The sequence below is a fragment of the Streptomyces poriferorum genome, assembly GCF_019399235.1.
GTDB lineage: Bacteria > Actinomycetota > Actinomycetes > Streptomycetales > Streptomycetaceae > Streptomyces > Streptomyces poriferorum.
This window is the reverse complement of record NZ_JAELVH010000443.1, coordinates 1-3,614: the sequence shown is the minus strand read 5'-3', so window position 1 is coordinate 3,614 and position 3,614 is coordinate 1. Positions and strand designations below refer to the sequence as shown.

Genomic DNA, 3,614 nt, shown 5'->3' with positions numbered 1-3,614 from the left:
CGCGCCCCGTGTTGTCGCCGTGGCTGCCCCGCCGGACCGGTTGGTGGCGTGCCCGGCACTCCGCCGCACAAAGGGAGCAGGGGCTGCCGGATTCCGGCAGCCCGTGCTCGTCCGGCAGACGGATTCACGGACTCATCCGTGGACGTTCGAGTCGAACACATCGAGGTCCTGGCTGGTCGGTTCGGTCGAAGCAGACGGGCGTTGCCGCGCTACTGCCGTCAGCCGCTCAAACCCGGGGAATCAAGGGGAGGGGGACATTCCCCGGGGCGCTGGTTGGCGGCGGAGCGATCAGGCCGCCTGGTGGTGCGGGGTGAGTTCGATGGTGAGATCGGCGTCGAGGGCGCGAGCCAAGCGCCGCAGGAGTGGGATCGTAGGGACTGTGCCGCCGCCTTCGATCCGGGAGACCTGAGGCTGCTTCATTCCGCAGCGTTCGGCGAGTTCGGTCTGGGACAGGCCCAGGGCAGTGCGCCGGTCGTAAACCAGCTGGCCGAGGTCATGGGCGAGTTCGGCCTCCTCGTACAGGCGGTCGTACTCGGCGTTCTCCTCAGCCTTTTCACCGAGGAGCTTACGGTGGTGGCGGGTCTTCCACTCGGCGTGGTTCACGACAGTTCCTCCTGGTTCTTCGCTGGTCAGCACGTGTTTGCGTTCCGCTGGTGCCCGTGGTTGTGCGGGGAAAACCGTGGATGTTGCCGTCGCTACTGCCATCAGACGGCTCAGCCCAGGTACGGGTTTTCTCGCTGTTCCAGGAAGTGCTGGAGCCTGAGTCGTTGGGTGTGGTGCATCGGCAGCTGCTCGAGCTCTTCCGGCGGCACGAACCGGAGTTCGGTGGACTCGTCGGAGATCTCCAGCCGGCCGCTGGTGATGCGGGCGGTGAAGCAGACGTTGAACTGTCGGCGGACCTCGCCGTCGGTGTAGGCGATGATGTGCTTCGGGTCGGTGTAGGTGCCGACCAGGCCGGTGATCTCGACGTCGAGGCCTGTCTCTTCCTTGATCTCGCGGACGGCAGCGTCTGGGAGCGAGTCGGTGAACTCCATGCCTCCGCCGGGCAGTGCCCATAGCTGATTGTCGCGGCGGCGCTGGAGGAGGATGCGCCCGTGGTCGTCGGTGACGACGGCGGATGCGGCGACGACCATGCTGTTCGGCTTGGGCGCGTTCGGGTCGTCGTAGTACTCGGTGCGGGCCACGGTCAGCCTTCCTGTTGTACCGGGGTTGCCGTCGTCCACACGGCGTCGAAGCTCTCGGCGTAGGTGTCGAACATGCCGCCTGTCTCGTGTCGGCGAAGATGCCACACGGGGGCGGCGTAGGCGTTGACGCCCCAGACGTGTGCGTTGACGAGTTGCTGGTCGTCGGCCCGATAGAGGGAGTTGTAGAGCGTGGTGCCGTGGGTGCGGACTTCGATGCCGGGGGTGTCGGCGAGTGGCTTGTAGTGCATAAGCGCGAGGCGGCAGCGGGATTCGATGCCGTGGCCGAACCGCTCCTCTTGGCCGCGGACTTGGACTTTGTCGCTGTAGGGGTTCCCGATCGCGATGCGGACGGTGCAGCCTTCGGCGGCGCGTTCCGTGAGGAGTTCGTTCAGCCGCGGGTATGCCTCGTGGAGGAAGACGGCCGCGTAGACGAGGATGTCGATCCGTTCCCGAGCTTGGGCCATCAGGTCGGTGAACGTCGAGACGGGGATGTCGGCCCGCTGTTCGTAAAGCGCCACCAGTTCGGGGCTGATGCCGCGGGCGGGGCGGGCCTGGCGGAGCGCCGGCCAGAGTGCGTGCACGTCTTCTCCCAGGGCCTTGGCCGCCTGGAGGGCTGTGGCACGACGTGGGATACGTCCGAGGTTCACCCAGCGCTCGACCGACTTGGGGTCGACCTCGACCTGCTGAGCGAGTGCGGCGTACGTCCAGCCTCCCGCCGCCATGACGGCTCGTAGTCTCTCGTTCGACACGAGTCTCCCCTTCGTCTCAGGACGGCACCAGGGACGTTCTACATGGTGTAGGACGTCCTGGAGCGGGGTTTGGTGGAGGTTCCTTCGTCCCGGTGACCAGCGTGAGGATCGGTGCCGACCCTGCGGCACCAACAGGCGCAGGGGTACGCATCAACGCCGCTGAGGAGTGTCACCGTGCGAATGAGCGCCACCCCATGTGTTCCCGCCCTGCGACTGGACGCCCGGTCGCGGACCGCCTCGCCGGGGTGGTCACGATGACGGCCCCCACCCCTGATGCCGGCGGGCACACCGTCTCACCCGATGTCGGCGCCCTGGTGGTCGACCGGCGGAGCGGCAAGGTGGGCGTGGTGATGGGGCATGTGGGGACGCACGTGCAGCTTCGGCCGCCGCGCGGTGGCCGGGAGTGGGACGTGCCGCCCGAGGACGTGCGTACGCCGACTCCGGCGGAGGAGTTGAGCGCGAAGGTGGCCGTGGCCAACCGGAGGTGGGGACGGTGACCACTCGCTCAGTCCTGCGCTACGAGAATTGGACGCTCCAGCCCGACCGCGAGCCGGACGCGGAGTTGGTCCTGTACGCGATGCAGTGCGCCGTGGACGGAGAGAGGTCGCCGACGAGCGAGGACTTCGCCGAACCGCAGGACTGGGTGCTGCGGCACTGCGGCCAGAACCCGTCCCACCACACCTACCGGGAGATCATCACCCGCCCCTGGCGGACCTGGCGCCAGACATGACCTACCTCGCTCGCCCACGCGCCGCACCGCGCTGACCCACCGACTCCCGTCCCTGCCGGGCGCAACCGTTCAAGGCTCCCCCGTCCTCGTCAGCCCCGCCAGGAACGGGCCCTCCGTGCGTGCCGTGCCCATGACTGTGGAAGTTCTGGCCTCTGCCACAGAAAGTCAGCCACGACGACGGGCGCACCGACCGATCACCCGCTACGTGTGTCTTGCTCAGCCCCGCACCGGCATCGGCCCAGTTATCTCCATCGTCACGGCCCCAGCCACGCAGCAAAGCGCATGGGCGTCAGGGACGGCGCGAGCCCGCAGGGCGGCCTCCCAGGTGCACGGCCAGTCTGCTGCTGCGCGGTCGGACCGGGGCTTCCGATTGGTGGTCCGGCTTACGCTCCCGGGCTCTGCGCGTCGAGCGGTCGGCGGCCGTCGCCAGCGGGGCAGCAGACAGGAGCGGGCGGTGGGCACCGACCGCCGGCGCGCGGCGGCCCGCGTCAGCGGGACGCCCCTGATCAAGTAAAGAAACTCTGAACAGCTCACCCCCTGGTCGAGTTGCCCGACCGATAGTCAGGGTCGCTGCTGCCGGCGCTTCGCCGATTCAGCCAGCGCGGTCTTCAGCCTCTCGAATCCGTGTTGCCCTGCTGCCGTCGGCGGTGTGCATGGCAGGCACCGACCCGACGCTGAAGATCAAGGACCAGCAGACCGGAGAGGTCGCCACCGACCGAGAGACCGGGGCATCGCTGTACACGGTGACCGTGATGCTCATGGAGGACGGCCGGGCCAAGGTCCTGAAGATCACCGTTCCGGAGACCGGGCTGGCGTCCGGGCTCAAGCGGGGCGTGATGGTGTGGCCCGTGGAACTGTTCACGACCCCGTGGGCGCTGATCTTCAACGGGCAGCTCTCCGACGGCGCCGGCCGCTCGCGAGTGTCCGCGAGCCGTCCCTCCCGGCGGTTCC

The 3,614-nt window shown here is 68.3% G+C and carries 6 protein-coding genes; 3 read left to right on the top strand and 3 right to left on the bottom strand.

Annotated elements, in window-relative coordinates; all coding sequences use genetic code 11:
* Window positions 1-288 precede the first annotated feature (288 nt).
* The 3 genes from JGS39_RS37955 to JGS39_RS37945 form a co-directional block, all read right to left on the bottom strand.
* Window positions 289-603, bottom strand: a complete 315-nt coding sequence (locus tag JGS39_RS37955; RefSeq protein ID WP_219574325.1) for a helix-turn-helix domain-containing protein — start codon at window positions 601-603, stop codon at window positions 289-291.
* 110 nt (window positions 604-713) lie between these two features.
* Window positions 714-1,184, bottom strand: a complete 471-nt coding sequence (locus JGS39_RS37950) for an NUDIX hydrolase (RefSeq protein ID WP_219574324.1) — start codon at window positions 1,182-1,184, stop codon at window positions 714-716.
* A 2-nt stretch (window positions 1,185-1,186) separates the two neighbouring features.
* Complete coding sequence (locus JGS39_RS37945; protein WP_219574327.1) at window positions 1,187-1,906, bottom strand: DUF5919 domain-containing protein; 720 nt, start codon at window positions 1,904-1,906, stop codon at window positions 1,187-1,189.
* A 272-nt stretch (window positions 1,907-2,178) separates the two neighbouring features.
* Between JGS39_RS37945 and JGS39_RS37940 the strand changes: the two genes are divergently transcribed.
* From JGS39_RS37940 to JGS39_RS37930, 3 genes are all read left to right on the top strand, one after another.
* The gene (locus JGS39_RS37940) at window positions 2,179-2,430 is read left to right on the top strand and encodes a hypothetical protein (RefSeq protein ID WP_219574326.1); all 252 of its coding nucleotides are present in this window, start codon (window positions 2,179-2,181) and stop codon (window positions 2,428-2,430) included.
* A complete protein-coding gene (locus JGS39_RS37935; protein ID WP_219574323.1) occupies window positions 2,418-2,663 on the top strand; it encodes a DUF7848 domain-containing protein in 246 nt (81 codons plus the stop codon). The genes JGS39_RS37940 and JGS39_RS37935 overlap by 13 nt, the downstream gene beginning before the upstream one ends.
* 653 nt (window positions 2,664-3,316) lie before the next feature.
* The coding region (locus JGS39_RS37930; protein WP_219574322.1) for a hypothetical protein at window positions 3,317-3,614 on the top strand (298 nt) is incomplete at its 3' end.

Coding starts and splice junctions, on each gene's coding strand:
- JGS39_RS37945 (WP_219574327.1), bottom strand. CDS start 1,906: ATGGCGGCGGGAGGCTGGACGTACGCCGCACTCGCTCAGCAGGTCGAG.